A 24,951-nucleotide genomic window follows, 5' to 3' on the forward strand; every position below is an offset into this window, starting at 1 on the left:
TCGGCGCCCCCTCAGGCGCGCAGGGCCTGCACGAAGCGCAGCAGCTGCGTGACCAGGTCGTCCTGCGCCAGCAGCCGGGCGCGCGCCGCCTGCATGGCGGGCTGCCAGGCCTGGGGCGCCAGGGCGGGCAGGGCGGCGGGCAGGCCGTTCCACGCCTCGAACAGCGCCCGCCAGTCCGCCGTCGGCTGCAGCCAGTCCAGGAAGGCGGCGAGCTTGGCCTCGTGCGCACCGTCGTCCTGGGGATAGAGCTGCCAGCAGAAAGGCACGCCGGCCCACAGGGCACGGACCAGGGAGTCCTCGCCGCGCACGAAGTTGAAGTCGCAGACGCCGAGCAGGCGGTCGAAGTCGTCCTGCGGCACCAGCGGCAAGAAGGACAGCCGCAGCCGGCCGGCCGCGTTCCAGCCGGGGGCCTGCACGTCCAGCCGGTCCGTGGCCGCCCGCGTCGCCGCCGTGGCGCGCCCGGCCGTCACCAGCAGCCGCGTGGTCGGGCCGCCGGCCAGCCCCTGAAGCAGCGCGCCCAGCGCCGTGGGCTCATAGCAGAACAGGCTCACCCGGCGCTCGCCGTCGGCGTGGGGAATCCCGTGGTCGGCCAGCCACTGCGCCGCATCGGGCGCGGGGCCCTCGCGCCCGGCGCCGGGCTCGCGCAGCAGCCCGCCTGTGCCGGGGGTGAAGCCGGGGTAGAAGAAGTGCTTTCGCAGGCCCTGCGCCGGGCCGTGGGTCACGGGCGAGGGCAGGCCGTGCGTGCGCGCCACCCAGGGCTCGGCGCTGAGGTATTCCAGGTTCAGCCAGGCCGGCGCGTGCCCGCGCTCGTGGGCAGCCCTGGCGATGGCGGCCTGGACCCTCACCGGCAGCTCGCAGCCGAAGGCTTCCACCACGACATCGCCCGCACCGCCCGGCAGCTCGGCCGCTTCGGCCGCGTTCCAGGGCAGCACCTGCACGCCAGGCTCCCCCTGCGGTGCCATCCAGGCGATGGGGCTGGCGTCGTCGATGAACAGGCGCACCGCCTCCCCCCGCCGCGCGAGCTGGGCCGCCAGCCGCCAGCACACGCCGGCGTCGCCGTGGTTGTCGATCACCCTGCAGAAGATGTCCCAGCGCATGGGGCGATTCTCGCCCGGCCCGCGCGGCGGCCCGCGCACGGGCGGCACAATACCGGCTTCATGTCCGACAGCCATTCCGAGGAACTGCTGGCCCAGGTGGCCGCGCTGCCCGCCATGCCGGGCGTCTACCGCTACTTCGACGCCGACGGCGGCGTGCTCTACGTGGGCAAGGCGCGCAACCTGAAGAAGCGGGTCTCCAGCTACTTCCAGAAGAACCACGGCGGCACGCGCATCGGCCACATGATCGGCAAGATCGTCCGCCTGGAGACCACGGTGGTGCGCTCCGAGGCCGAGGCGCTGCTGCTCGAGAACAACCTCATCAAGACGCTCAACCCGCGCTACAACATCCTGTTCCGCGATGACAAGAGCTACCCCTACCTGAAGATCACCGGCACGACGGAGAAGGGCGGCGCCGGCGCCGGCGCGCCCTCGGCCACCACCTTCCCGCGCGTGGCCTACTACCGCGGCGCGGTCGACAAGCGGCACCGCTACTTCGGCCCCTATCCCAGCGCCTGGGCCGTGAAGGAGTCCATCCAGCTGCTGCAGAAGGTCTTCCGGCTGCGCACCTGCGAGGACACCGTGTTCTCCAACCGCACCCGGCCCTGCCTGCTCTACCAGATCAAGCGCTGCTCGGGCCCCTGCGTGAACCTGGTGTCGCCGGCCGACTACCAGCAGGACGTGCACAACGCCGAGGCCTTCCTGCGCGGCGAGACGCAGGCGGTGCTCTCGCAGCTGGAGACGCGCATGATGGCCCACGCCGAGCGGCTCGAGTTCGAGCAGGCGGCCGAGCTGCGCAACCAGATGTCGGCGCTCTCGCGCGTGCTGCACCAGCAGTCCGTGGAAACCGCGTCCGACAAGGACGTGGACATCCTGGCGGTCAAGCTGCAGGGCGGGCGTGCGTGCGTGAACCTGGCCATGGTCCGGGGCGGCCGCCACCTGGGCGACCGGCCCTACTTCCCCACCCACGTGGACGACGCGGCCGCGATGCACGACCTGGACGCCGGCGAGGAGGGCGCGGCCGCGCCCGAGCCGGTCGAGGTGCAGGTGCTGGAGGCCTTCATCGCCCAGCACTACATCGGGGTGCCCGTGCCGCCGTCGCTGATCACCAGCCACCCGGTCTCGCGCGCGCTGGTGGCCGCGCTGTCGGAACAGGCCGGGGTCAAGGTGGGCGCGGTGCACAACCCGCGCGAGCAGCGTCGCATCTGGCTGGAGATGGCGCAGAAGAACGCCGGCATCCAGCTCGCCCGGCTGCTGGCCGAGGAAGGCTCGCAGCAGGCCCGCACGCGGGCCCTGGTGGAGGCGCTGGACCTGGCGCCTGACCAGCTGGACACCTTCCGCGTCGAGTGCTTCGACATCTCGCACACCGCAGGCGAAGCCACCCAGGCCTCCTGCGTGGTGTTCCACCACCACCGCATGCAGAACGCCGAGTACCGGCGCTACAACATCGACGGCATCACGCCCGGCGACGACTACGCGGCCATGCGCCAGGTGCTGCTGCGCCGCTACGGCAAGCTGGCCGAGGCCGGCCGCGATCCGCCGGACGCGACGCCCGCGCGCGGCGGCGGCGCCGGCCGGCTGCCCGACCTGGTGCTGGTGGACGGCGGCAAGGGCCAGGTCAGCATGGCGCGCGAGGTCTTCGCCGAACTGGGCCTGGACCTGTCCGTCATCGTGGGCGTGGAGAAGGGCGAGGGCCGCAAGGTGGGCCTGGAGGAGCTGGTCTTCGCCGACGGGCGCGAGAAGGTCTACCTGGGCCGCGATTCGGCCGCGCTCATGCTGGTGGCGCAGATCCGCGACGAGGCGCACCGCTTCGCCATCACCGGCATGCGGGCGCGCCGCGACAAGGTGCGCGTGGGCGGCAGCAGCTTGGAAGAGATTCCCGGCGTGGGCGCCAAGAAGCGCGCCCGGCTGCTGCAACGCTTCGGCGGCGTGCGCGGCGTGGCGGCGGCCGGCGTGGAGGACATCGCGAGCGTGGAAGGCATCTCGCGCGAGCTGGCCGAGGAAATCTACCGGGCCCTGCACTGAGCAGGGCGCGCAACGCCCCTAGAATCGGACGGATGTTCTTCACGATCCCCACGCTCCTCACCTGGACGCGCATCGTCGCGATCCCGCTGATCGTGGGGGTCTTCTACCTGGGGCTGCCAGCCGGCACGCAGAACTTCATCGCCACGGTGATGTTCGTGCTGTTCGCGCTCACCGACTGGCTGGACGGCTTCCTGGCCCGCAAGCTCAACCAGAGCTCGGCCTTCGGCGCCTTCCTGGACCCGGTGGCCGACAAGTTCCTGGTCTGCGCCTCGCTGCTGGTGCTGGTGCACCTGGGGCGCTGCAACGTGTTCGTGGCCCTGATCATCATCGGCCGCGAGATCGCGATCTCCGCGCTGCGCGAATGGATGGCGCAGATCGGCGCCGCCCGCAGCGTGGCGGTTCACATGCTGGGCAAGCTCAAGACCACGGTGCAGATGGTCGCCATTCCCTTCCTGCTGTTCGACGGGCCGCTGTTCGGTGCGATCGACACGCGCGTGTGGGGCGCCTGGCTGCTGTGGGCCGCGGCCATCCTGACCGTGTGGTCCATGGTCTATTACCTTCGCAAAGCCCTGCCCGAGATCCGCAGCCGGGTGAAGTAACGCCGTTCATGCCTTCCGCTTCCTGCCAGGCCAGCCTGGCCCGGGCCATGCCCTTCGTGTTCGTGCTCATCTGGAGCACCGGCTTCGTCGTTGCGCGCTTCGGCATGCCCTATGCGCCGCCCATGAAGTTCCTCGCCCTGCGCTATGCCAGCTCGGTGACCTGCTTCGGCCTCTGGGCCTGGCTGGCGCGTGTGCGGCTGCCGGCCAGCCGGGCCCAGGCCGGCCACCTGGCCGTCACCGGCGTGCTGATGCACGCGGGCTACCTGGGCGGTGTGTGGGCGGCGGTGAAGCTGGGGATGGGCGCGGGCGTGGCGGCGCTGCTGGTGGGCCTGCAGCCGGTGCTGACGGCGCTGTGGGTGTCCGCCCGCGGCCACGCCGTGGCCCTGCGGCAGTGGCTGGGCCTGGCGCTGGGTTTCGGCGGGTTGTCGCTGGTCGTCTGGCAGAAGCTGGGGCTGGGCGAGATCCATGCCGCCAACCTGGCGCTGGCCATCCTGGCCCTGCTGTGCATCACCGCCGGCACGCTCTACCAGAAGCGCTTCGTGAAGCCCTGCGACGTGCGCACGGCCAGCCTGGTGCAACTGTGCGCGGCGCTGGTCGTGACGCTGCCCCTGGCCTTGCTCGAGAGCGAGCCGGTGCGCTGGACGGGCGCCATGACGGGGGCGCTGGCCTGGTCGGTGCTGGCGCTCACGGTGGGTGCGAGCTCGCTGCTGTACCTGCTCATCCAGAAGGGTGCGGCCACGGCCGTGGCCAGCTACATGTACCTGGTGCCGCCGACCACCGCGCTCATGGCCTGGGCGCTGTTCGGCGAGCCGATCACTGCGCTCACCATCGGCGGCATGGCCCTGGCCGCGTTCGGCGTCAGCCTGGTGGTGCGTGCCAAATGACAACGCGAGAAGCGATCCAAGGAGACAAGACATGAGCAAGAAGCGCATTGCCGTCATCGCCGGCGACGGCATCGGCCAGGAAGTGATGCCCGAGGGCGTCCGCGTGATGGAGGCGGCGGCCACGAAGTTCGGCATCGACCTCGAGTTCGACACCTTCGATTTCTCCAGCTGGGAGTACTTCGAGAAGCACGGCAAGATGATGCCGGACGACTGGAAGGACCAGGTGGGCGGGCACGACGCGATCTACTTCGGCGCCGTGGGCTGGCCCGAGAAGATCCCCGACCACGTTTCGCTGTGGGGCTCGCTGCTGCTGTTCCGGCGTGAGTTCGACCAGTACGTGAACCTGCGCCCGGCGCGCCTGATGCCCGGCATCGTCGCCCCCGTGGTGCGGCGCGACGGCAGCCCGCGCCAGCCCGGCGAGATCGACATGTACATCGTGCGCGAGAACACCGAGGGCGAGTACTCCAGCATCGGCGGCCGCATGTACCCCGGGACCGAGCGCGAGATCGTCATGCAGGAGACGGTGATGTCGCGCGTGGGCGTCGACCGCGTGCTGAAATTCGCATTCGACCTGGCGCGTTCGCGGCCCAGGAAGCACCTCACCAGCGCCACCAAGTCGAACGGCATCGCGATCACCATGCCCTACTGGGACGAGCGCGTGGCCGAGATGGCCAAGGGCTACGCCGACGTGCGGCTGGACAAGTTCCACATCGACATCCTCACCGCGCACTTCGTGCAGCGGCCGGACTTCTTCGACGTGGTGGTGGCCAGCAACCTCTTCGGCGACATCCTCAGCGACCTGGGGCCCGCCTGCACCGGCACCATCGGCATCGCGCCCAGTGCCAACCTCAACCCGGACCGCAAGTTCCCCTCGCTGTTCGAGCCCGTGCACGGCTCGGCGCCGGACATCGCGGGCCGCAACATCGCCAACCCGATCGGGCAGATCTGGTGCGGCGCGATGATGCTGGAGTTCCTGGGCCGCAAGGACGCGCACGACGCCGTGCTGCGGGCCATCGAGCAGGTGCTGGACCCCGCCAACGGCGGCCCGCGCACGCCCGACATCGGCGGCACCGCGAGCACCCGCGACCTGGGCAAAGCCATCGCAGCGGCCCTGTGAGGCTGGCGGTTGTGAGGGTTCTTCGCTGCGGCGCGCGGTGCCTGCTCATCCGCGTGGGAACCGCGTGCAAAGCGTCTAGAATCCGCCCCCGGCCTGCCGCCGGCATCGCGTTGCGACGCGCGCCGCGGCGGCTGTCTCCCCAGGTTTCGCGTTATTGACACGCCCAGGGGGCATCGCTCTAATCTGCCGGTGGCCCGGGAGGCCCGCCCGACCGCTGCGCAAGGCGCGGAACGGCGCACCAGCGAAGAAGAGACGTCTTTCCATAACTCATTCTCTCCACGAGGGGTTCTCTGTGAACAAAACCGAACTGATCGAGCACATTGCCAAGCACGCCGATATTTCCAAGGCAGTCGCCACGCGCGCGCTGGAATCCATGATCGGCGCCGTCAAGACGACGCTGAAGAAAGGCGGCTCGGTTTCGCTGGTCGGTTTCGGCACTTTCGCAGTGGGCAAGCGGGCCGCGCGCAGCGGCCGCAATCCCCGCACCGGCGCGGCGATTAAAATCAAGGCTGCGAAGGTTCCCAAGTTCCGTCCGGGCAAGGCGCTCAAGGACGCACTGAACTGAAGAACCCGCTGCCGTGGGGTGCTTAGCTCAGCCGGTAGAGCGGCGCCCTTACAAGGCGTAGGTCGGCGGTTCGATCCCGTCAGCACCCACCAACCCCACGAAGGCGAACGTTGTTCGCCTTTGTTCTTTCGACACCCAACGCGACACTGCCGCCATGTTCGATTTCGTCCGCAAGCACACCAAGGTCATGCAGATTCTGCTGTTTCTGCTGATCTTCCCTTCGTTCGTGCTGGTCGGCATCAACGGCTACAACCGCTTCCGCGAGAAGGGCGACGCCGTCGCCACCGTCGACGGCCAGGACATCCTGCAGGGTGACTGGGACGCGACGCACAAGCGCGAGATCGATTCCATGCGCCAGCGCATGCCCACCATCGATCCCAAGCTGCTGGATTCGCCGGCCGCCAAGTACGCCACGCTGGAGCGCATGGTGCGCGACCGCGTGGTCATGGCGGCGGCCAGCAAGGACCACCTCACGGCCAGCGACGCCCGCCTGGCGCGCGAGCTGCAGCAGAACCCGACCATCGCCGCGCTGCGCGGCCCGGACGGCAAGCTGGACGTGGCCCGCTACCGCCAGCTGGTGGGGGCGCAGGGCATGTCGCCGCAGATGTTCGAGGAAAGTGTGCGGGCCGACATCTCCTCGCGGCAGGTGCTGGCCGGCGTCGGCGGCACCAGCTTCACCACCGCGGCCCAGGCCGCGCCCACGCTCAACGCCTACTTCGAGCGCCGCGAGGTGCAGGTGGCGCAGTTCGACCCGGCCGCCTACGTGGCGCGGGTCAACGTGAGCGACGCCGACATCGAGGCCTACTACAAGGCCAACCCGAACCAGTTCCAGGCCCCCGACCAGGCCGACATCGAGTACCTGGTGCTGGACCTGGACTCGCAGGCCAAGGGCATCGCCGTCAACGAGCAGGACCTGAAGACCTACTACGACCAGAACGTGGCCAAGACGGCGGCCCCGCAGGAGGAGCGACGCGCCAGCCACATCCTGGTGGCCGTGGCCAAGAATGCGCCCGCCGCCGAACGCGAGAAGGCCAAGGCGCGCGCCGAGCAGATCGACGCCGAGGCGAAGAAGAACCCCGAGCGCTTCGCCGAACTGGCCAAGAAGAACTCCGACGACAAGTCGAACGCGGCCAACGGCGGCGACCTCGACTGGTTCACCCGCGGCGCGATGACCAAGCCCTTCGAGGACGCGGTCTTCGCCATGAAGAAGGGCGAGGTGAGCGGCGTGGTCGAGACCGATTTCGGCTATCACGTCATCAAGCTCACCGACGTCAAGTCGCCCAAGCCCAAGACCTTCGAGGAGATGCGCCCCGAACTGGAGGCGCAGATGCGCAAGCAGCTCGCGCAGAAGAAGTTCGCCGAGAGCGCGGAGACCTTCAGCAACACGGTCTACGAGCAGGCGGACAGCCTCAAGCCCGCCGCGGACAAGCTCAAGCTGGACGTTCGCAGCGCCAACGGCGTGGGCCGCAACCCGGCCCCGGGCGCCACCGGCGCCCTGGCCAACCCGAAGTTCCTGGCGGCCCTGTTCGCACCCGACAGCGTGAACAACAAGCGCAACACCGAGGCCGTCGAGGTTGCGCCCAACACGCTGGCGTCGGGCCGCATCGTCAAGTACGTGCCGGCCCACACCCGCCCGCTGGAGGAGGTCAAGGCCCAGGCGCGCGAGAAGCTGGTGGCCCTGCGCGCCGCTGAGATGGCGCGCAAGGACGGCCAGGAGAAGCTGGCGGCCTGGACGGCCAACCCGGCCTCGGCGAGCCTGCCGGCCGCGGTGACGCTGTCGCGCCAGGACAGCCAGAAGCAGCCGCAGCCCGTGCTGGAGGCCGCCCTGCGTGCCGACCCCGCCAAGCTGCCCGCCTTCAGCGGCGTGGACCTGGGCGCCCAGGGCTTCGCGGTGCTGCGCGTCACCAAGGTGGTGCCGCGCGACCCGCCGGCCCCGGCGATGGCGCAGGAAGAGCGCGACCAGTACAGCCGCTGGTGGGGCACGGCCGAGAACCTCGCCTACTACGACCTGCTGAAGGAACGCTTCAAGGCGAAGATCCTGGCGCCCAAGCCGGACGGCTACAAGTTTTGAGGCGAGGGCAGGGCGACAGCCGCCTTGCCGCCGCGTGAAGCCGCATGAAGCCCGGTGTCGTGAGACGCCGGGCTTTGTTCATTGGGGGGCCGCCCAGGCCGCTGGCGGCCCCGACCCGAACACAAGGGGCCCGGCAACGCCGGTCCTGAAACTGAAACGGGCCCCGCAGGGCCCGTGCTGAAATTGAAACGGGCCCGACAGGGCCCGTTCAGAGGAATGCTTGGGGTGGCTGATGGGACTCGAACCCACGACAACCAGGATCACAACCTGGGACTCTACCAACTGAGCTACAGCCACCGCAGAGACCGCGATTATAGCGGCTTGCGGACGCGGTTTTCAGCCGCGGCCCGAATCCTCAGTTGACCATCACCAGCTTGCCCTTGACCTCGCGCGAGCCCATGCGGGCGTAGGCGGCCTTGAGCTCGGCCATGGGCATGGTGCGGTCGATGACCGGCTTGACCTTGCCCTGGCCGTACCAGCCGGCCAGCTCCTGCATCATCGCGGCGTTGGCCTTGGGCTCGCGGCGGGCGAAGTCGCCCCAGAACACGCCGACGATGGACGCGCCCTTGAGCAGCGCCAGGTTCAGCGGCAGCGCGGGGATGGGGCCGGAGGCGAAGCCCACCACCAGGTAGCGGCCGCGCCAGGCGATGGAGCGGAAGGCCGGCTCGGCGAAGCTGCCGCCCACCGGGTCGTAGATCACGTCCGGGCCCTTGCCGCCGGTGGCGGCCTTGATGGCCTCGCGCAGGTCGCCCTGGCTGTAGTTGATGGTCTCGTCGGCGCCTATGGACTTGCACAACGCGCACTTCTCGTCGGTGGAGGCGGCGGCGATCACGCGCGCGCCCACCGCCTTGGCGATCTGGATCGCGGAGGTGCCCACGCCGCCCGCGGCGCCCAGCACCAGCACGGTCTCGCCGGCCTTGAGCTGCGCCCGGTCGATGAGCGCATGGTGCGAGGTGGCGTAGATCATGATGAAGGCCGCCGCGTCCACGAAGGGGAAGCCCGCCGGCAGCGGCATGCACAGGTCGGCCTTGGCCAGGGTGTGGGTGCCGAAGCCGCCGGTGCCCGAGAGGCAGGCCGCCGCCTGGCCCACCTTGAGCTGGGTCACGCCTTCACCCACGGCCGCGACCACGCCCGCGTACTCCGAGCCGGGCACGAAGGGCAGCGGCGGCTTGAACTGGTACTTGTTTTGCACGATGAGCAGGTCGGGGAAGTTCAGGCTCGCCGCCTTGATTTCCAGCAGCACCTCGCCCGGCCCCGGCACGGGGGTGGGCAGCTCTTTCCATTGCAGGGCGTCGACGCCCACGGGGTTCTCGCACAGCCAGGCATGCATGTTCGTGTCTCCTAGGTTCGGGGTGTCCGGGTTGGCGCGCATCATAGGGGGCGCCCGCGGGCGGCGATGTCCCAGCGGGGACGGGCACCCCGTCCGTACAATGGCCGCATCCCCGATGAAGATACTCCTATCCAACGACGACGGCTTCCAGGCTCCCGGCCTGCTGGCGCTGTACGAGGCCCTGCGCGACCTGGGTGAGGTCGAGGTGGTGGCGCCCGAGCACAACAACAGTGCGAAATCGAACGCGCTCACGCTGCATTCGCCGCTGTACGTGCACCGCGCGGCCAACGGCTTCCGCTACGTGAACGGCACGCCGGCCGACTGCGTGCACGTCGCGCTCACCGGCCTGCTCGGCGAGATGCCCGACCTGGTGGTCAGCGGCATCAACAACGGCGCCAACATGGGCGACGACACCATCTACTCCGGCACCGTGGGTGCCGCGATGGAGGGATACCTCTTCGGCGTGCCCGCGATCGCCTTCTCGCTGGTGCACAAGGGCTGGGCCCACCTGGACGACGCGGCCCGCAAGGCGCGCGAGCTGGTGCAGCACCTGGTCGCGCAGCGCGCGCTGGGAGCGGCGCCCTGGCTGCTGAACGTGAACATCCCCAACCGCCCCCATGCCGAGATCGGACCCTTCGAGGTCTGCCGCCTGGGCCGCCGCCATGCCGCAGAGCGCGTGATCCCTCAGACCAGCCCGCATGGCGAGACCATGTACTGGATCGGTGGCGCGGGCGCGGCCAAGGACGACGCCCCCGGCACCGACTTCCATGCCACCGCGCGTGGCCACGTGGCCGTGACGCCGTTGCAGATCGACCTCACGGACCACGAGGCGCTGGCCTCCTGGGCACCGCGCGTGCCGCCGGCCCAGCCATGAGCCGCCGGCCCGGTTTTCCAGCCCGCATGCCGGGCAGCGCCGCGGCGCCCGTCGCGACGCGGCCGCCGCAGCCCGCGCCGCAGCCCCAGGCCCCGCGCGGGCACGGCCTGGATTCGCAGGCCGTGCGCCAGCGCATGGTGCACAAGCTGGCCGCCCAGGGCGTGGCCGATGCGCGCGTGCTGGAGGCCATGGGCCAGGTGGAGCGCCACCGCTTCGTCGACAGCGCGCTCGTCAACCAGGCCTACGAGGACACCAGCCTGCCGATCGGACTGGGTCAGACCATCTCCAAGCCGAACGTGGTCGCGCGCATGGTGGAACTGCTGCTGGGCGGCCAGGCCGAGGCCGACGGCCGCCTGGGGCGCGTGCTCGAGATCGGCACCGGCTGCGGCTACCAGGCCGCAGTGCTGGCGCGCGTCGCACGCGAGGTGTACAGCATCGAGCGCCTGCGCGGCCTGCACGAGAAGGCGCGCGAGAACCTGCGCCACTTCCGCCTGTCCAACGTGCACCTGCTGTTCGGCGACGGCATGCTGGGCTACCCCAAGGGTGCACCGTATGCGGGCATCATCGCGGCGGCAGGGGGCGAGGCGATCCCCGCCACCTGGGTGGAGCAACTCGCCGTCGGCGGCCGCATCGTCGCGCCCATGCTCACCGCCACCGGCCAGCAGGCCCTGGTGGTGCTCGAAAGAACGCCTCGCGAAGTGAAACAAACTGTGCTTGAGGCGGTTCACTTTGTCCCCCTAAAATCCGGAATTGCTTGAAGGAACACCAACAGATGCGCGTTACGCGGACCCAGGGATGGAAGTTGTCGGTCGTGTGCGCGGCCGCGGTGCTCGCAGGTTGCGCAACCCACAGCCGCACGCCCGCCCCGGTCGAGGACCGCAGCGCAGGCCGCACCCCCTCATCGGCGGCCATGCCCGGCGAGCCGGCACGCAGCCTGCCCGGGGCCGAGAACGCCGGGCGCCCCGGCTACTACACCGTGCGGCCCGGCGATACGCTGATCCGCATCGCGCTGGACGCCGGCCAGAACTGGCGTGACATCGCGCGCTGGAACAACCTCGACAACCCCAACGTGATCGAAGTCGGCCAGGTGCTGCGCGTGGTCCCGCCGGTGGCCGCCGTGGCCCAGATTCCGCGTCCTGTGGGGCCGGCCACCGGGACTGCCGTGCCGGTTCCCGCGCCGGCACCTGCGGCCAGCGCGGCCTCCGCGCCCGCCGCTGCACCCGCACCGGCCGCGCCTGCTGCCTCCGCCCCGGCCAGCGCCGTGGTGCCGCCGGCGAGCGCCAGCGCCCCCGCGCCCCAGCCCGCCGTGCCGGCCGAGGACGAGATCGGCTGGTCCTGGCCGGTGCCCACCGGGGGCAGCGTCATCGCCGGCTTCGACGAACAGCGCAACAAGGGCCTGGACATCTCCGGCAAAGCCGGCGAGCCGGTGCTCGCCGCCGCCGACGGCCGCGTGGTCTATGCCGGCGCCGGCCTGCGCGGCTACGGCAACCTGATCATCCTCAAGCACAACAACACCTACCTGTCGGCCTACGCCCACAACCAGGTGTTGCTGGTCAAGGAGGACCAGACCGTGCGCAAGGGCCAGAAGATCGCCGAGATGGGCAACAGCGACGCCGACCGCGTCAAGCTGCACTTCGAGATCCGCCGCCAGGGCAAGCCCGTGGATCCGGCGCGTTACCTGCCCGCGAGGTAGGCATGCCCAGGCGCAACGGGCAAGGACGGCCACCGTCCCCGGGCGCAACCGAAGGCGAGGGGGCGGGCGCGCCCACGGACGCGGCGCCTGAACCCGCGCTGCGCGACATCCCGGCCGACGTGGCCGGCGAGTCCAGCGACACGCTGACCCTGTACCTGCGCGAGATCCGGCGCACCGAGCTGTTCACCGCGCAGGAGGAGTTCGAGACGGCCACCCGCGCGCGGGCCGGCGACTTCCTGGCCCGCCAGTCCATGATCGAGCACAACCTGCGGCTGGTGGTCAGCATCGCCAAGGGCTACCTGGGCCGCGGCGTGCCGCTCTCCGACCTGATCGAGGAGGGCAACCTGGGCCTGATGCACGCGATCGAGAAGTTCGAGCCCGAGCGGGGCTTCCGCTTCTCCACCTACGCGACCTGGTGGATCCGTCAGGCCGTGGAGCGCGCGGTGATGAACCAGGGCCGGGTGATCCGCCTGCCGGTGCACGTGGTGCGCGAGCTGCAGCAGGTGCTGCGCGCCCGCCGCACGCTGGAGAACGATCCCGCCTTCATCGCCCGGCGCGGCGGCTTCCAGGGCGAGGGCGTGCGCGTCGAGGACGTCGCGGCCCTGCTCGGGCGCGAAGTGCACGAGGTCGCCGAACTGCTCGCCATGGCCGAAACCCCGCGCTCGCTGGACGCCACCGGCGACCGCGGCGACGACGACCAGAAGCTGTCCGACAGCATGCCGGACGAACTGGCCGTGGACCCCACCGGGGTCACCCACACCCACGAGGTCGAACGCCTGCTGGAGAACTGGATCGCCGCGCTGTCCGCGCGCGAGAAGGAGATCCTGGAGGGCCGCTTCGGCCTGCACGACCGCGAGCCCGAGACGCTGGAGGTGCTGAGCGAGCGGCTCGGCCTCACCCGCGAACGGGTGCGCCAGATCCAGAACGAGGCCCTCTTGAAACTGCGACGCCACATGACCCGCAACGGAATCGACAAGGGAGCGCTGTTCTGATGCCCTGGCCGGTTCTCGTCTTCGACATCGAATCCATCCCCGACATCGCCGGCCTGCGGGCCTTGCGCGGCGCGCCGTCCGACCTGCCGGACGACCAGGTCTACGCCGCCTGGAAGGCCGAGCGCGAGGCTGAAGGCCGCAGCGACTTCATGCCCCTGCACCTGCAGCGCATCCTGGTCATCAGTTGCGTGTTCCGCAACGCCGAGGGGCTGCGCGTGCACTCCTTCGTGGACCGCGACGGCAAGAGCGAGGGCAAGGTGGTGCAGACCTTCTTCAACGCCATCGAGAAGCACGTGCCGCAGCTGGTGAGCTGGAACGGCGGCGGCTTCGACCTGCCGGTGCTGCACTACCGCGGCCTGGTGCACGGGGTGGTGGCCGACCGCTACTGGTGCCTGGGCGAGGAGGGCGGCAGCGGCGACCGCGAGTTCAAGTACAACAACTACATCAGCCGCTACCACATGCGGCACCTGGACCTGATGGACCTGCTGGCGATGTACCAGCCCAAGAACAACGCGCCGCTGGACGCCATGGCCAAGCTGTGCGGCTTCCCCGGCAAGCTGGGCATGGACGGCTCCAAGGTCTACGAGGCTTTTCTGGCCGGGCAGACCGAGGAGATCCGCCGCTACTGCGAGACGGACGTGATGAACACCTACCTGGTGTACTGCCGGTTCCAGAAGATGCGCGGCGGCTTCACCGAGGCCGAATACGAGCAGGAGGTCGGCTTCGTCCGGTCCACCCTGGGCGAGCTGGCGCCCAACGAGCCGCACTGGCAGGAGTACCTCGCCGCCTGGGCCTGAGACAATCGGGCCATGACGACAGGAAGTGAGAAGCCGGCGCTGCCCGAGGGCTGGCTGGCCGTGGATGCGCTGGACATCGACGCCCAGGGCGTGGCGCGCCGCGAAGACGGCAAGGTGGTGTTCATCGAGGGCGCGCTGCCCTTCGAGACCGTGTCGGCCGAGGTGCGCCGGCGCAAGAACAACTGGGAGCAGGCGACGCTGACGGCGATCCACCGCGAATCGTCGCAGCGCGTGCGCCCGGCCTGCCCGCATTTCGGGCTGCACGACGGCGCCTGCGGCGGCTGCAAGATGCAGCACCTGCACCCGTCCGCCCAGGTGGCCATCAAGCAGCGGGTGCTGGAGGACAACCTCTGGCACCTGGGCAAGGCGCGCGCCGAGTCGGTGCTGCGGCCCATCGAGGGCCCGGCCTGGGGCTACCGCTGGCGGGCCCGTTTCTCGGTGCGGCACGTGCACAAGAAGGGCGCCGTGCTGGTGGGCTTCCACGAGCGCAAGAGCCGCTACGTGGCCGACATCCGCGAATGCCATGTGGTGCCGCCCCATGTGAGCGACCTGCTCATGCCGCTGCGCGCGCTCATCGCCTCCATGGACGCGATCGAGACCTGCCCGCAGATCGAGCTGGCCTGCGGGGACGAGGTGACGGCGCTGGTGCTGCGCCACCTGGAGCCGCTGTCGGCGGGTGACCTGGAGAAGCTTCGGGCCTTCGCCGCCGCCCACCCCGGCGTGCAGTGGTGGCTGCAGCCCAAGGGCCCGGACACCGTGCGCCTGCTGGACGAGGGCGGCCCGCAACTCGCCTACGCGCTGCCCGAGTTCGGCATCCACATGCCCTTCCGGCCCACCGATTTCACCCAGGTCAACCCGCACATCAACCGGGTGCTGGTGGGGCGTGCGCTGCGCCTGCTGGACGTGCAGGCGGGCGACCGCGTGATCGACTGGTTCTGCGGGCTGGGCAACTTCACGCTGCCGCTGGCCACGCGCGCCGGCGAGGTGCTGGGCATCGAGGGCAGCGAGGCCCTGGTGGCGCGCTCGCGCGAGAACCTGGCCCGCAACCGCGAGGCGGGCACGCGGCTGGCGCCCACTCAGTTCGCCGCCCGCAACCTGTTCGAGATGACGCCGCAGCAGCTGGTGGCCGACGGCAAGGCTCAGCGCTGGCTGGTCGACCCGCCGCGCGAAGGCGCCTTCGCGCTCGCCAAGGCACTCGCCGACCTGCACCAGGACCCGTCGCTTCGCCAGGGCTGGGTGCCCCCGGCGCGCATCGTCTACGTGAGCTGCAACCCGGCCACGCTGGCGCGCGACGCCGGCCTGCTGGTGCACCAGGCCGGCTACCGGCTGAGCGCGGCCGGGGTGGTCAACATGTTCCCGCACACCGCGCACGTGGAATCCATCGCGGTGTTCGACCTCGCCTGAGGCCGCCCGGAACGCGGCGCCCGGGGGGGACCGCCTGCCTGCGCGAACAGCGCTCCCGACCCCAAGAAAAAAGGCCCGCGCATGCGGGCCTTTTCGTTCGGGCCGGAGGGACCCCGGGGGCGGGCGGCTTACTCGCGGTCGCCGCCCAGCACGCCCAGCAGCACCAGCAGGCTCTGGAACACGTTGAAGGCGTCCAGGTACAGGGCCAGGGTGGCGCTGATGTAGTTGGTCTCGCCGCCGTCGATCACCTGCTTCAGGTCGAACAGCATGTAGCCGCTGAAGATCATGATGGCCAGCACGCTGATCACCAGCATGCCCGGGCCGGAGCCGACGAACACGTTGATGATGCTGCCGATCATCAGCGCCAGCGCGCCGACGAAGAGCCACTTGCCCAGGCCGGACAGGTCGCGCTTGATCACGGTGGCCACCGAGGCCATGACGAAGAACACGCCGGCAGTGCCGCCGAAGGCCGTCATGATGAGTTCGGGGCCGTTCCTGAAGCCCAGGATCATGGCGATGAGCCGCGACAGCATCAGGCCCATGAAGAAGGTGAAGCCCAGCAGCACGGGCACGCCGGCGGCCGAGTTCTTGGTGCGCTCGATGGCGAACATGAAGGCGAAGGCGCCGCCCAGGAACACGATCATGCTCATGCCGCCGGTGAAGTGCGTGGCCAGGCCGGTCTGCACGCCTATCCAGGCGCCCAGCACGGTAGGCAGCATGCTCAGGGCGAGCAGCCAGTAGGTGTTGCGCAGCACCCGGTTGCGCTGCGCCGCGGACGGGACATAGCCGTAGCCGTAGTTCTGGATCGGTTCGTTCATGAGAGGAGTCTCCGTGGAGGGTGACAGCGGTTAGATGGGGCGATTCTAGGTTGGTTCAAGTATGCTCCCGGTCCATGAAAACCAAGCACGTCCTCGAAATCGCCGACGTCCGCGCCATCGCGCAGGCCGCCGAAGCCGAAGCCCTGAAGAACAACTGGGCCGTCACCATCGCCATCACCGACGACGGCGGCCACCTGCTGTGGCTGCAGCGCCTGGATGGCGCGCCCCCGATCTCGGCCCACATCGCCCCGGCCAAGGCCCACACCGCCGCCCTGGGCCGCCGCGAGAGCAAGGTCTACGAGGACGTCATCAACGGCGGCCGCTACTCCTTCCTGTCGGCCCCCGCCATCGAGGGCATGCTGGAAGGCGGCCTGCCCATCATCAAGGACGGCCAGTGCATAGGCGCCGTGGGCGTGAGCGGCGTGAAGTCCTCGGAAGACGCTCAGATCGCCCGCGCCGGCATGTCGGCCATCGGCCTGTAAATCCGGGCCGCCCGGGCAGCGGCCCGGCGACTCGCCAAAAAAAATCCCGGGCCAGGCCCGGGATTTTTCATTTCAGCGGCGCCTCGTGGCGCCCGCCTGCGGCCGCTCAGTGGCGCATCAGGTGGTCGAAGGCGCCCAGCGCCGCCTTGGCACCGTCGCCTGCGGCGATGATGATCTGCTTGAACGGCACCGTGGTGGCGTCGCCCGCGGCGAACACGCCGGGCAGCGAGGTCTGGCCCCGGGCGTCGACGATGATCTCGCCGTGCCGGGAGAGCTCCAGCGCGCCCTTGAGCCACTCGGTGTTGGGCACCAGGCCGATCTGCACGAACACGCCTTCCAGCTCGATGTGCTCGCTCGCGCCGCTGGCACGGTCGGTGTAGCTGAGGCCGTTGATCTTCTGGCCGTCCCCGGTCATCTCCGTGGTCTGCGCATTCAGGATGGTGCGCACGTTGGGCAGCGAGGCCAGCTTGTCCTGCAGCACCTGGTCGGCGCGCAGCGCAGTGCCGAACTCGATCAGGGTCACGTGGGCCACCAGGCCCGCGAGGTCGATGGCCGCTTCCACGCCGGAGTTGCCGCCGCCGATGACCGCCACGCGCTTGCCCTTGAAGAGGGGACCGTCGCAGTGCGGGCAGTAGGCCACGCCCTTGTTGCGGTACTCCTCCTCGCCGGGCACGCCCAGCTTGCGCCAGCGCGCACCGGTGGAGAGGATCACTGTCCTGGACTTCAGCGTGGCGCCGTTCTCCAGCTCCACCTCGATCAGCTCGCTGCCGGCCTTCAGGGCCTTGGCGCGCTGCAGGTTCATCACGTCCACGTCGTAGTGGCGCACGTGCTCCTCCAGGGCCAGGGCGAACTTCGGGCCCTCGGTTTCCTTGACCGACACGAAGTTCTCGATGCCCAGGGTGTCCAGGGTCTGGCCACCGAAGCGTTCGGACGCGATGCCGGTGCGTATGCCCTTGCGGGCCGCGTACACCGCGGCCGCTGCGCCGGCCGGGCCACCGCCCACGATCAGCACGTCGAAGGGGTCCTTGGCGGCGATCTTCTCGGCCTCGCGCTTGGCGCCACCGGTGTCCACCTTGGCCAGGATCTCCTCCAGGCTCATGCGGCCCTGGCCGAAGTGCGTGCCGTTGAGGAACACCGTGGGCACGGCCATGATCTGGCGCTGCACGACTTCATCCTGGAACAGCGAGCCGTCCACCATGGTGGCGCGCACCCGCGGGTTCTGGATCGCCATCAGGTTGAGCGCCTGCACCACGTCCGGGCAGTTGTGGCAGGTCAGGGACACGTAGATCTCGAAGTCCAGGTCCTGGTCCAGGGCGCGCACCTGCTCCAGCACGGCCTGCTCGACCTTGGGCGGATAGCCCCCGGCCTGCAGCAGCGCCAGCACCAGCGAGGTGAACTCATGGCCCATGGGCAGGCCGGCGAAGCGCACCCGGCCGGGCTGGCCGGGCGTGCCGACGGAGAACGACGGCGCCCGGTACGGGCCCCCGGTCGTCTCCACCACCTTCACGAGGGTCGAGGTCGAGGCGATGTCGGCCAGCAGCTCCTTCAGCCGGGCCGACCCCGGGCTGTCGTCCAGGGTCGCGACCAGTTCCACCGGCTGCGAGATCCGCTGCAGGTAGCCGGCCAGCTGCCCCTTGAGGTTGGCGTCGAGCATCGTGTGTCCCTTTCCTGTCTTGCGTGTGCCTTAGATCTTGCCGACGAGGTCCAGCGAGGGCGCCAGGGTCTCGGCGCCTTCCTGCCACTTGGCCGGGCAGACTTCACCCGGGTGGGCGGCGATGTACTGGGCGGCCTTCACGCGGCGCAGGGTTTCCTGGGCGTCGCGGCCGATGCCGTTGTCGTGCACTTCGATGGTCTTGATGCGGCCTTCGGGGTCGATCACGAAGGTGCCGCGCAGGGCCAGGCCGGCGTCCTCGCCCTCGGTGATCAGCACCTGGAAGAAGGAGGCCAGCTTGTGGAAGGGGTCGCCGACCAGCGGGTACTGCACCTTCTTGATGGTGTCGGAGGTGTCGTGCCAGGCCTTGTGGGTGAAGTGGGTGTCGGTGGACACGCCGTAGATCTCCACGCCCAGCTTCTGGAACTCGGCGTAGTTGTCGGCCAGGTCGCCCAGCTCGGTCGGGCACACGAAGGTGAAGTCAGCCGGGTAGAAGACCACGACGGACCACTTGCCGCGGAAATTCTGCTCGGTCACCGGCACGAACTTGCCGTTGTGGTAGGCCGTGGCCTGGAACGCGGGAACTTGCTGGTTGATGAGAGACATAGTTTTCCTCTGTTGAGTTAGTGGTTGTGATTGATAACGCCTATGAATTGTGCGGTGCCGCACGAGGCCGGTCCAATCGAATCGGCCAATCGGGTCGTTAGGGACTGGCTATCCTCAGTACTCCAGCCGCTCGGGCCGGATCTCCTGCAGGATGGTGGTGGCGATCTCCTCGATCGACTTGGTGGTGGTGCTCAGCCAGCGGATGCCGGCGCGGCGCATCATGGCCTCGGCCTCGGACACCTCCATGCGGCAGTTGTCCAGCGAGGCGTAGCGCGAGTTGGGCCGCCGCTCGTTGCGGATCTCCGACAGCCGCTCGGGCTGGATGGAGAGCCCGAAGATCTTCTTGCGGAAGGGCATGAGCGCCGTCGGCAGCTGCTGGCGCTCGAAGTCTTCCGGGATCAGCGGGTAGTTGGCCGCCTTCAGACCGTACTGCATGGCCAGGTAGAGCGAGGTCGGCGTCTTGCCGCTGCGGCTCACCCCGACCAGGATCACGTCCGCGCCCTGCAGGTCGCGGTTGGACTGGCCGTCGTCGTGGGCCAGGCTGAAGTTGATCGCCTCGATACGGTCGTGGTACTCCTGGCTCTTGCTGACGTCGGAGAAGCGGCCGATGCGATGGTTGGACTTGAGCTCGAGCTCGATTTCCAGCGGCCGCACGAAGGTGCCGAACATGTCCAGCATCATCCCCTTGCAGCCGGCCTGGATGACTTCCAGGATCTCGGCGTTCACCAGGGTGGTGAAGACGATGGGGCGGCGGCCCTCCACCTCGGCCACGTGGTTGACCTGGCGCACCACCTGGTGGGCCTTGTCCACGGTGTCCACGAAGGGCAGCCGCACGTGCCGGGGCTTGAGTTCGAACTGCGCGAGGATGGCGTTGCCGAAGGTCTCGGCCGTGATGCCGGTGCCATCGGAGATGTAGAAGACCGTACGCGTATGCATGGGAAAACCCTAGAATGGCTGCAATTTATCCGATTCCCAGCGCATGTCCCGCCCCGGCCCATTCGAACAAGCACAAAGCCTTGCTGCCGGACATGCCCTGCGTGCCAGCCCCCACGAGGGCGGCGCCCACCGTTTACCAACTTACGGAGCTTTCCCATGTCTGAGCGTTTTGCGGCGACCGCCCTGGTCGTACCGTTTGAGAACCTGAGGATGACGGATGTCGAGGTGGTCGGCGGCAAGAACGCCAGCCTCGGCGAAATGATTTCCCAGCTCCCCCAGGGGGTGCGCGTGCCCACCGGCTTCGCCACCACCGCCCACGCCTTCCGCCAGTTCCTGGCCTTCGGCGGCCTGGCCGACCGCATCAACGCCCGCCTGGATGCGCTGGACACGGAAGACGTGCGCGCGCTGGCCACGGCCGGCGCCGAGATCCGCGAGTGGGTCGAGAAGCAGCCGTACCCGGCCGACCTGGAGCAGGCCATCCGGGCCGAATTCGAGACCCTGTCGGCGGGCAACCCGCAGGCCAGCTTCGCGGTGCGCTCCTCTGCCACCGCCGAGGACCTGCCCGACGCGTCCTTCGCCGGCCAGCAGGAGACCTTCCTGAACGTGGTGGGCATCGAGGCCGTGCTGGCCAAGATGAAGGAGGTCTTCGCCTCGCTCTACAACGACCGCGCCATCAGCTACCGCGTGCACAAGGGCTTCGCCCATGCCGAGGTGGCGCTGTCCGCCGGCGTGCAGCGCATGGTGCGTTCCGACCTGGGCGCCTCGGGCGTCATGTTCACCATCGACACCGAGTCCGGCTTCCAGGACGTGGTCTTCATCACGGCCAGCTACGGCCTGGGCGAAACGGTGGTGCAGGGCGCCGTGAACCCCGACGAGTTCTACGCCCACAAGCCCATGCTGGCGGCGGGCAAGCGCGCCGTGATCCGCCGCAACCTCGGCTCCAAGCTGATCCAGATGGTGTTCGCCTCCCCCGAGGAGAAGGCCAGCTCGGGCAAGCTGATCAAGACTGTGGACGTGCCGCTGGAGCAGCGCAACCGCTACTGCCTCAGCGATGCCGAGGTGGAGCAGCTGGCGCGCTATGCCGTGGTGATCGAGAAGCACTACGGCCGTCCCATGGACATCGAGTGGGGCAAGGACGGCACCGACGGCCAGATCTACATCCTGCAGGCGCGGCCCGAGACGGTGAAGAGCCAGGCCGGCGGCAAGGCCGAGCTGCGCTACAAGCTCAAGGGCAAGGGCCCGGTGCTGGCCGAGGGCCGTGCCATCGGGCAGAAGGTGGGCACGGGCCCCGTGCGCCTGGTGCACAACATCAGCGAGATGGACAAGGTCCAGCCCGGCGACGTGCTGGTGGCCGACATGACCGACCCCAACTGGGAGCCGGTGATGAAGCGGGCCAGCGCCATCGTCACCAACCGGGGCGGCCGCACCTGCCACGCGGCCATCATCGCGCGCGAGCTGGGCATTCCCGCCGTGGTGGGCTGCGGTGACGCGACCGAGACCCTCAAGGACGGCACGCTGGTCACGGTGAGCTGCGCCGAGGGCGACACCGGCTTCATCTACGACGGCCTGCTGGACACCGAGGTGACCGAGGTCAAGCGCGGCGCCATGCCGGCGGTCGCCACCAAGATCATGATGAACGTGGGCAACCCCCAGCTCGCCTTCGACTTCGCCCAGCTGCCCAACGAGGGCGTGGGCCTGGCGCGGCTGGAGTTCATCATCAACAACAACATCGGCGTGCACCCCAAGGCCATCCTGGACTACCCGGCGGTGGACGCGGACCTGAAGAAGGCGGTGGAGTCGGTGGCCCGCGGCCATGCCTCGCCGCGCGCCTTCTACGTCGACAAGGTGGCCGAGGGCGTGGCGACCATCGCCGCGGCCTTCTGGCCCAAGCCGGTGATCGTGCGCCTGTCGGACTTCAAGTCCAACGAGTACCGCAAGCTGATCGGCGGCAGCCGCTACGAGCCCGAGGAAGAGAACCCCATGCTGGGCTTCCGCGGCGCGGCGCGCTACATCAGCGAGGACTTCGCCGAGGCCTTTGCCATGGAGTGCGAAGCCCTGGTGCGGGTGCGCGGCGAGATGGGCCTGACCAACGTGCAGGTCATGGTGCCCTTCGTGCGCACCCTGGGCCAGGCCGAGCGCGTCACCGGCCTGCTGGCCACCCATGGCCTGAAGCGCGGCGAGGACGGCCTCAAGGTCATCATGATGTGCGAGGTGCCCAGCAACGCCATCCTGGCCGACGAGTTCCTGAAGTACTTCGACGGCTTCTCCATCGGCTCCAACGACCTGACCCAGCTGACCCTGGGCCTGGACCGCGACTCGGGCCTGGAGCTGCTGGCGGTGGACTTCGACGAGCGCGACCCGGCGGTGAAGGCGCTGCTCTCGCGGGCCATCGCGGCCTGCCTGGCGCAGGGCAAGTACGTGGGCATCTGCGGCCAGGGCCCCAGCGACCACCCGGATTTCGCGCTCTGGCTGGCGAAGGAGGGCATCGCCTCCATCTCGCTCAACCCGGACAGCGTGATCGACACCTGGCAGCGCCTGGCCGCCGGCTGAGCCTTGCCGGAAACCACTAGTGTCCGTCCGCGGACGCGGTGGGAAGATGCGGCCATGGTCGAACCCGGGCCCGTGGTCCAGCACCCGCCGCGCGTGCTTGCGCTCAAGGCCGCACTGCTCGCGGTCTGGGCGCTGGCGGGCTTCGTCGTGCCCTGGTTCGCGCGCGACCTGGCCTTCACGGTCGGGCCCTGGCCCTTCGGCTACTGGATGGCGGCGCAGGGCGCGGTGCTGGTCTTCATCGCCATCGTCGTCGTCTACGCGGTGCTGATGCGCCGCCTGGCGCCCGAGGACAGCGAGGAAGACGATGGCTGAAGCCGGGGGGCAGGGCGGCTACCGCAGGCGCCTGCACCGCATCGTCGGCCTGTACGTGCTGGGGCTGGTGGGTTTCGTCGCCTTCATGGCCTGGGCCGAGCGCAACGGCCTGTCGCGCTTCTGGATCGGGCCGATCTTCATGTTCGCCTCGGTCATGATGTACGCCGGCATCGGCATCTGGGGCCGCACCACCGACCCGGAGGAGTACTACGTGGCGGGGCGCCGCATCCCGGCGCTCTACAACGGCATGGCCGCGGCCGCCGACTGGATGAGCGCGGCCTCGTTCATCAGCCTGGCCGGCGGCCTCTACCTGCAGGGCTTCGGCGGCACCGCGACGCAGGCCGGCGGGCTGGCCTACATCCTGGGCTGGACGGGCGGCTTCTGCCTGGTGGCGCTGCTGGTGGCGCCGCACCTGCGCAAGATGCGGCTGTACACCGTGCCCGACTATTTCGGCGTGCGCTTCGGCGGCCGCTGGCCGCGCGTCATCGCAGCGCTGGCGGCCATGCTGGTGTCCTTCATCTACGTCATCGCGCAGATCTACGGCATCGGCCTCATCGCCTCGCGCCTGACCGGCGTGCAGTTCGAGATCGGCATCCTGCTGGGGCTGGGCGGGGTGCTGCTGTGCTCCTTCCTCGGCGGCATGCGCGCCATCACCTGGACCCAGGTCGCGCAGTACATCATGCTGCTGCTGGCCTTCATGATCCCGGTGTCCTGGCTGGCCTGGAAGCAGCTGGACAACCCGCTCGCGCCGGCGGTCTACGGCCGCCAGCTGCGCACCATCGCCGCCGTCGAGCGCGAACTCTCCAACGACCCGGCCGAGCGCGAGGTGGCGGGCCTGTACGCCCAGCGCGCCCGCGAGTACCAGGCCAAGCTACAGGACGTGGACGCCGCGCTGCGCGCCGACCGCGCGGCGGCCCAGGAGCGGCTGCGCCAGCTCAAGAAATCCGGCGCCGACCCGGCGACCGTGGTGCAGGCCAGCCGCGACCTGGCGGCCCTGCCGCACGATGCGCCCACGGCGCGCGAGCGCTGGGGCCGGGCCCTGCAGGAAAGCCAGGAGCGCTCGCGGCCCATGGGGGGCGTGCCGGCGCTGGCGCATCCCTACGCGGGCGACCCGGACGGCCCGCCCCAGGCGCAGCAGGACTACACGCTCTCCAGGCGCAACTTCGTGGCGCTGGTGTTCTGCCTGATGCTGGGCACGGCCGGCCTGCCGCACCTGCTCACGCGCTACTACACCACGCCCAGCGTCGCCGAGGCCCGTTCCTCGGTGGCTTGGTCGCTGTTCTTCATTGCCCTGGTCTACCTGAGCGCGCCGGCCCTGGCCGCCCTGGTGAAGTTCGAGGTCATGAGCCACCTGGTGGGCAGCAGTTTCGACGCGCTGCCGCCCTGGATCGCGCAGTGGGGCAAGGTCGACCCTTCGCTGATCCAGGTCAGCGACCTCAATGGCGACGGGCTGCTGCAGTGGGGCGAGATCCGCATCGGCGCGGACATGATCATGCTGGCCACGCCCGAGCTGGGCGGGCTGCCCTACGTGGTGTCGGGGCTGGTCGCGGCCGGGGGCCTGGCGGCGGCGCTGTCCACCGCCGACGGCCTCTTGCTCACCATCAGCAACGCCATGGTGCGCGACATCTACAGCCACGAGCTGAACCCCCGCGTCACGCCCGACCAGCGCGTGATCCTGTCCAAGTTCGCGCTGCTGGCGGTGGCGCTGGTGGCGGCCGCCGTCGCCTCCTTCAAGCCGGCCGAGATCCTGGCCCTGGTCACGGCCTCCTTCTCGCTCGCCGCCTCGGCCTTCGTGCCCGCGATGGTGCTGGGCATCTTCTGGCGCCGCGCGAGCCGGGGCGGGGCGGTGGCCGGCATGCTGGCGGGGCTCGCGGTGACCGCGGGCTACATGCTGGCGCACGCGCCGGCCTTCCGCTCGGCCCTGGGCCTGGCCCCCGGCGCCGCGCTCTGGTTCGGCATCCAGCCCATGTCGGCGGCCGTGTTCGGCGTGCCCGTGGGCTTCGCCACGGTGGTCGCGGTGAGCCTGCTGCCGGCCCGCCAGCGGCCGCCCGCCGCCGTCACCACCGGCGCGCCGCTGGGCATCTAGGGTTCTTCCTATCAGGGCTTGCCCGGGGCCTGCCCATCCGCAGCGCGATCGCAGGCCGGTGAGTC

22 protein-coding genes and 2 tRNA genes are annotated in these 24,951 nt (G+C 69.8%); 17 read left to right on the forward strand and 7 right to left on the reverse strand.

Annotated elements, in window-relative coordinates; translation table 11 throughout:
* Positions 1–11 precede the first annotated feature (11 nt).
* Entirely contained in the window at positions 12–1,097 is a 1,086-nt protein-coding gene (gene earP / locus IM725_RS03350; RefSeq protein WP_193779159.1) for an elongation factor P maturation arginine rhamnosyltransferase EarP, read from the reverse strand.
* A 60-nt stretch (positions 1,098–1,157) separates the two neighbouring features.
* On the opposite strand from earP, the gene uvrC reads away from it, so the two are divergent.
* The 7 genes from uvrC (at position 1,158) to IM725_RS03385 (ending at position 8,355) form a co-directional block, all read left to right on the forward strand.
* On the forward strand, positions 1,158–3,119 hold the full coding sequence (gene uvrC / locus IM725_RS03355) for an excinuclease ABC subunit UvrC (RefSeq protein ID WP_193779160.1): 1,962 nt from the start codon (positions 1,158–1,160) through the stop codon (positions 3,117–3,119).
* Positions 3,120–3,151: 32 nt separating this feature from the next.
* Complete coding sequence (gene pgsA, locus IM725_RS03360; RefSeq protein ID WP_193779161.1) at positions 3,152–3,718, forward strand: CDP-diacylglycerol--glycerol-3-phosphate 3-phosphatidyltransferase; 567 nt, start codon at positions 3,152–3,154, stop codon at positions 3,716–3,718.
* 8 nt (positions 3,719–3,726) lie between these two features.
* Positions 3,727–4,602 carry a DMT family transporter gene (locus IM725_RS03365; RefSeq protein ID WP_227753539.1) on the forward strand — a complete coding sequence of 292 codons (876 nt, stop codon included), beginning with the start codon at positions 3,727–3,729 and terminating at the stop codon, positions 4,600–4,602.
* A 31-nt stretch (positions 4,603–4,633) separates the two neighbouring features.
* Positions 4,634–5,719 (forward strand): tartrate dehydrogenase, encoded by a 1,086-nt coding sequence (locus tag IM725_RS03370; protein ID WP_193779162.1) that lies wholly within the window; start codon positions 4,634–4,636, stop codon positions 5,717–5,719.
* 262 nt (positions 5,720–5,981) lie between these two features.
* Positions 5,982–6,284 (forward strand): HU family DNA-binding protein, encoded by a 303-nt coding sequence (locus tag IM725_RS03375; RefSeq protein WP_407692497.1) that lies wholly within the window; start codon positions 5,982–5,984, stop codon positions 6,282–6,284.
* Positions 6,285–6,300: 16 nt separating this feature from the next.
* Positions 6,301–6,376: transfer RNA gene (locus IM725_RS03380), tRNA-Val, on the forward strand.
* Between the two features lie 62 nt (positions 6,377–6,438).
* Entirely contained in the window at positions 6,439–8,355 is a 1,917-nt protein-coding gene (locus IM725_RS03385) for a SurA N-terminal domain-containing protein (protein WP_193779164.1), read from the forward strand.
* A gap of 221 nt (positions 8,356–8,576) precedes the next feature.
* Here the strand turns inward: IM725_RS03385 and IM725_RS03390 are convergent.
* Together IM725_RS03390 and IM725_RS03395 are read right to left on the reverse strand one after the other, a co-directional pair.
* Positions 8,577–8,652: transfer RNA gene (locus IM725_RS03390), tRNA-His, on the reverse strand.
* Between the two features lie 58 nt (positions 8,653–8,710).
* Positions 8,711–9,685, reverse strand: a complete 975-nt coding sequence (locus tag IM725_RS03395; protein ID WP_193779165.1) for an NADPH:quinone oxidoreductase family protein — start codon at positions 9,683–9,685, stop codon at positions 8,711–8,713.
* Positions 9,686–9,800: 115 nt separating this feature from the next.
* Between IM725_RS03395 and surE the strand changes: the two genes are divergently transcribed.
* The 6 genes from surE to rlmD are packed head-to-tail and all read left to right on the forward strand — an operon-like array spanning position 9,801 to position 15,445.
* Positions 9,801–10,559: a 5'/3'-nucleotidase SurE gene (gene surE, locus IM725_RS03400; protein ID WP_193779166.1), complete on the forward strand. Its 759-nt coding sequence runs from the start codon at positions 9,801–9,803 to the stop codon at positions 10,557–10,559.
* Positions 10,556–11,317: a protein-L-isoaspartate(D-aspartate) O-methyltransferase gene (locus IM725_RS03405; RefSeq protein ID WP_193779167.1), complete on the forward strand. Its 762-nt coding sequence runs from the start codon at positions 10,556–10,558 to the stop codon at positions 11,315–11,317. Before surE ends, IM725_RS03405 begins: the two co-directional genes overlap by 4 nt.
* Before the next feature lie 14 nt (positions 11,318–11,331).
* On the forward strand, positions 11,332–12,252 hold the full coding sequence (locus IM725_RS03410; protein ID WP_193779168.1) for a peptidoglycan DD-metalloendopeptidase family protein: 921 nt from the start codon (positions 11,332–11,334) through the stop codon (positions 12,250–12,252).
* A gap of 2 nt (positions 12,253–12,254) precedes the next feature.
* Positions 12,255–13,244, forward strand: coding sequence for a sigma-70 family RNA polymerase sigma factor (locus IM725_RS03415; protein WP_193779169.1), 990 nt, complete (start codon positions 12,255–12,257; stop codon positions 13,242–13,244).
* Complete coding sequence (locus tag IM725_RS03420) at positions 13,244–14,041, forward strand: 3'-5' exonuclease (RefSeq protein WP_193779170.1); 798 nt, start codon at positions 13,244–13,246, stop codon at positions 14,039–14,041. The genes IM725_RS03415 and IM725_RS03420 overlap by 1 nt, the downstream gene beginning before the upstream one ends.
* Positions 14,042–14,053: 12 nt before the next feature.
* Positions 14,054–15,445 (forward strand): 23S rRNA (uracil(1939)-C(5))-methyltransferase RlmD, encoded by a 1,392-nt coding sequence (gene rlmD / locus IM725_RS03425; RefSeq protein WP_193779171.1) that lies wholly within the window; start codon positions 14,054–14,056, stop codon positions 15,443–15,445.
* 128 nt (positions 15,446–15,573) lie between these two features.
* On the opposite strand, the gene IM725_RS03430 is transcribed toward rlmD, so the two are convergent.
* Entirely contained in the window at positions 15,574–16,263 is a 690-nt protein-coding gene (locus IM725_RS03430) for a Bax inhibitor-1 family protein (protein ID WP_193779172.1), read from the reverse strand.
* Between the two features lie 74 nt (positions 16,264–16,337).
* On the opposite strand from IM725_RS03430, the gene IM725_RS03435 reads away from it, so the two are divergent.
* Positions 16,338–16,745, forward strand: coding sequence for a GlcG/HbpS family heme-binding protein (locus tag IM725_RS03435; protein ID WP_193779173.1), 408 nt, complete (start codon positions 16,338–16,340; stop codon positions 16,743–16,745).
* A gap of 106 nt (positions 16,746–16,851) precedes the next feature.
* On the opposite strand, the gene ahpF is transcribed toward IM725_RS03435, so the two are convergent.
* The 3 genes from ahpF to ppsR all read right to left on the reverse strand — a co-directional run bounded on the left by ahpF (position 16,852) and on the right by ppsR (position 19,938).
* Entirely contained in the window at positions 16,852–18,399 is a 1,548-nt protein-coding gene (ahpF, locus tag IM725_RS03440; protein ID WP_193779174.1) for an alkyl hydroperoxide reductase subunit F, read from the reverse strand.
* Positions 18,400–18,429: 30 nt separating this feature from the next.
* Entirely contained in the window at positions 18,430–19,002 is a 573-nt protein-coding gene (gene ahpC / locus IM725_RS03445; RefSeq protein WP_193779175.1) for an alkyl hydroperoxide reductase subunit C, read from the reverse strand.
* A gap of 114 nt (positions 19,003–19,116) precedes the next feature.
* Positions 19,117–19,938: a posphoenolpyruvate synthetase regulatory kinase/phosphorylase PpsR gene (gene ppsR / locus IM725_RS03450; RefSeq protein ID WP_193779176.1), complete on the reverse strand. Its 822-nt coding sequence runs from the start codon at positions 19,936–19,938 to the stop codon at positions 19,117–19,119.
* A gap of 156 nt (positions 19,939–20,094) precedes the next feature.
* On the opposite strand from ppsR, the gene ppsA reads away from it, so the two are divergent.
* From ppsA to IM725_RS03465, 3 genes are read left to right on the forward strand one after another with little or no spacing between them, the layout of a single operon-like run.
* Positions 20,095–22,488, forward strand: coding sequence for a phosphoenolpyruvate synthase (gene ppsA / locus IM725_RS03455; RefSeq protein WP_193779177.1), 2,394 nt, complete (start codon positions 20,095–20,097; stop codon positions 22,486–22,488).
* A 54-nt stretch (positions 22,489–22,542) separates the two neighbouring features.
* A complete protein-coding gene (locus IM725_RS03460) occupies positions 22,543–22,800 on the forward strand; it encodes a DUF4212 domain-containing protein (RefSeq protein WP_193779178.1) in 258 nt (85 codons plus the stop codon).
* Complete coding sequence (locus IM725_RS03465; protein WP_193779179.1) at positions 22,793–24,886, forward strand: VC_2705 family sodium/solute symporter; 2,094 nt, start codon at positions 22,793–22,795, stop codon at positions 24,884–24,886. The genes IM725_RS03460 and IM725_RS03465 overlap by 8 nt, the downstream gene beginning before the upstream one ends.
* The last annotated feature ends 65 nt before the right edge of the window (positions 24,887–24,951 follow it).

The sequence above is a fragment of the Ramlibacter aquaticus genome, assembly GCF_015159745.1.
In the GTDB taxonomy this organism is placed as follows: domain Bacteria; phylum Pseudomonadota; class Gammaproteobacteria; order Burkholderiales; family Burkholderiaceae_C; genus Ramlibacter; species Ramlibacter aquaticus.

What these genes read in the sequence shown, in the direction of transcription:
- ahpC (WP_193779175.1), bottom strand. Translation starts at nt 19,002, where the DNA reads ATGTCTCTCATCAACCAGCAAGTTCCCGCGTTCCAGGCCACGGCCTAC.
- IM725_RS03365 (WP_227753539.1), top strand. Translation starts at nt 3,727, where the DNA reads ATGCCTTCCGCTTCCTGCCAGGCCAGCCTGGCCCGGGCCATGCCCTTC.
- IM725_RS03410 (WP_193779168.1), top strand. Translation starts at nt 11,332, where the DNA reads ATGCGCGTTACGCGGACCCAGGGATGGAAGTTGTCGGTCGTGTGCGCG.
- ahpF (WP_193779174.1), bottom strand. Translation starts at nt 18,399, where the DNA reads ATGCTCGACGCCAACCTCAAGGGGCAGCTGGCCGGCTACCTGCAGCGG.
- IM725_RS03420 (WP_193779170.1), top strand. Translation starts at nt 13,244, where the DNA reads ATGCCCTGGCCGGTTCTCGTCTTCGACATCGAATCCATCCCCGACATC.
- IM725_RS03415 (WP_193779169.1), top strand. Translation starts at nt 12,255, where the DNA reads ATGCCCAGGCGCAACGGGCAAGGACGGCCACCGTCCCCGGGCGCAACC.
- IM725_RS03460 (WP_193779178.1), top strand. Translation starts at nt 22,543, where the DNA reads ATGGTCGAACCCGGGCCCGTGGTCCAGCACCCGCCGCGCGTGCTTGCG.
- IM725_RS03435 (WP_193779173.1), top strand. Translation starts at nt 16,338, where the DNA reads ATGAAAACCAAGCACGTCCTCGAAATCGCCGACGTCCGCGCCATCGCG.
- uvrC (WP_193779160.1), top strand. Translation starts at nt 1,158, where the DNA reads ATGTCCGACAGCCATTCCGAGGAACTGCTGGCCCAGGTGGCCGCGCTG.
- IM725_RS03370 (WP_193779162.1), top strand. Translation starts at nt 4,634, where the DNA reads ATGAGCAAGAAGCGCATTGCCGTCATCGCCGGCGACGGCATCGGCCAG.
- ppsR (WP_193779176.1), bottom strand. Translation starts at nt 19,938, where the DNA reads ATGCATACGCGTACGGTCTTCTACATCTCCGATGGCACCGGCATCACG.
- IM725_RS03395 (WP_193779165.1), bottom strand. Translation starts at nt 9,685, where the DNA reads ATGCATGCCTGGCTGTGCGAGAACCCCGTGGGCGTCGACGCCCTGCAA.
- rlmD (WP_193779171.1), top strand. Translation starts at nt 14,054, where the DNA reads ATGACGACAGGAAGTGAGAAGCCGGCGCTGCCCGAGGGCTGGCTGGCC.
- pgsA (WP_193779161.1), top strand. Translation starts at nt 3,152, where the DNA reads ATGTTCTTCACGATCCCCACGCTCCTCACCTGGACGCGCATCGTCGCG.
- surE (WP_193779166.1), top strand. Translation starts at nt 9,801, where the DNA reads ATGAAGATACTCCTATCCAACGACGACGGCTTCCAGGCTCCCGGCCTG.
- IM725_RS03430 (WP_193779172.1), bottom strand. Translation starts at nt 16,263, where the DNA reads ATGAACGAACCGATCCAGAACTACGGCTACGGCTATGTCCCGTCCGCG.
- ppsA (WP_193779177.1), top strand. Translation starts at nt 20,095, where the DNA reads ATGTCTGAGCGTTTTGCGGCGACCGCCCTGGTCGTACCGTTTGAGAAC.
- IM725_RS03385 (WP_193779164.1), top strand. Translation starts at nt 6,439, where the DNA reads ATGTTCGATTTCGTCCGCAAGCACACCAAGGTCATGCAGATTCTGCTG.
- IM725_RS03465 (WP_193779179.1), top strand. Translation starts at nt 22,793, where the DNA reads ATGGCTGAAGCCGGGGGGCAGGGCGGCTACCGCAGGCGCCTGCACCGC.
- earP (WP_193779159.1), bottom strand. Translation starts at nt 1,097, where the DNA reads ATGCGCTGGGACATCTTCTGCAGGGTGATCGACAACCACGGCGACGCC.
- IM725_RS03405 (WP_193779167.1), top strand. Translation starts at nt 10,556, where the DNA reads ATGAGCCGCCGGCCCGGTTTTCCAGCCCGCATGCCGGGCAGCGCCGCG.